Raw genomic sequence first — 1,031 nt, 5'->3', positions numbered from 1 at the left:
TTAAAGAGCGGGTAAATCAATATTGTTTAATAAGTTTGCTGTGCAGTGATAACGTCATCATCATTATTATCACGCTCAAAGTTCAGGTTGAACTGGCCTTGCCGTGTAATAGTAAAAATGGCGCGTGTCCAGTTTTCAGGTTGGTGTTTAGTGGCACTTTCAAATAGGTTGTTGAATAAATCGACTATCTCGTCTGTCACGATAATCTGCTGTTCGCTTGCATCATCCGCTGTTTGATAGTGAGCTGTGCATTCAAGTACGTTTTCATCTTCGCAATTTAAAATCAGTTGAGCTTCAAGCCATGACTCATTGATTTGTTGATAAAGATACTGACCAAGTTGTTGTGGGATGTTTTTTATTTCTGGTTGCATGTGCTGTCCTTAGCTGTATTGGATTTATTCAAAAATATTTGCTGTTCTAAGTAAAGAACTTATCGCCAAAGTTAAAGCTGGGAAACTTTCTAGCTCTTCCCACGTGAAAGAGTCTACAATCTGAAATTGATTCACCTTTAAGTTATAAACCACCCTGGAGCTGCTTTCATCACAAAAAGCGACGAAATTACGTAAAGATTCTTCCGTATGAAATTCTTGATTGGCTTCAATAATCCCAGCTAAGTAATATGGTTCATTTTGTTCTTTAGCACTATAGAGATTTAATCCATTTACAGAAAAGCCATTTGATATCTTTAATAGATCTAAAAGTTCATTTGGAGGTTGGAAGTTGAAAGCTTGGGTGAAATGCGCATTAAAAACTTTTAACTCATCCAAACTTATTGGTGTAAGAAAAAAACCTTCGCCAAAATGAGTTTGTTCCTCTGAGTTCTTCTCTATCAGGTAGTTAATTAATTCATTTACATTTTTCATAGTTACCTCGGATATACATTCCCTTTTGGAAATGGCCACTCTATTGATTTTACATCACCAATTTCTAGCCCATTAGTAGCTCTTTTTTGAAAAGTCGTGAAAGCTGAGTGCTCTGGGCTATTTCTGATGAGTACTAAGTTGCTAAAGTCATTTGTTCCACCATCATCT

General features: G+C 36.2%; 2 protein-coding genes. Both read right to left on the bottom strand.

What is annotated here, in order from left to right; translation table 11 throughout:
- Window positions 1-26: 26 nt before the first annotated feature.
- The gene (locus H5232_RS23405) at window positions 27-371 is read right to left on the bottom strand and encodes an immunity protein YezG family protein (RefSeq protein ID WP_182831680.1); all 345 of its coding nucleotides are present in this window, start codon (window positions 369-371) and stop codon (window positions 27-29) included.
- Window positions 372-395: 24 nt separating this feature from the next.
- Entirely contained in the window at window positions 396-863 is a 468-nt protein-coding gene (locus H5232_RS23400) for a YrhA family protein (RefSeq protein ID WP_182831678.1), read from the bottom strand.
- Window positions 864-1,031 lie beyond the last annotated feature (168 nt).

This window comes from Pseudoalteromonas sp. SG41-5, from assembly GCF_014164495.1.
GTDB classification, from domain to species: Bacteria; Pseudomonadota; Gammaproteobacteria; order Enterobacterales; family Alteromonadaceae; genus Pseudoalteromonas; species Pseudoalteromonas rhizosphaerae.
This window is presented reverse-complemented; position numbering and strand designations above follow the sequence as displayed.

What these genes read in the sequence shown, in the direction of transcription:
- H5232_RS23400 (WP_182831678.1), bottom strand. Translation starts at nt 863, where the DNA reads ATGAAAAATGTAAATGAATTAATTAACTACCTGATAGAGAAGAACTCA.
- H5232_RS23405 (WP_182831680.1), bottom strand. Translation starts at nt 371, where the DNA reads ATGCAACCAGAAATAAAAAACATCCCACAACAACTTGGTCAGTATCTT.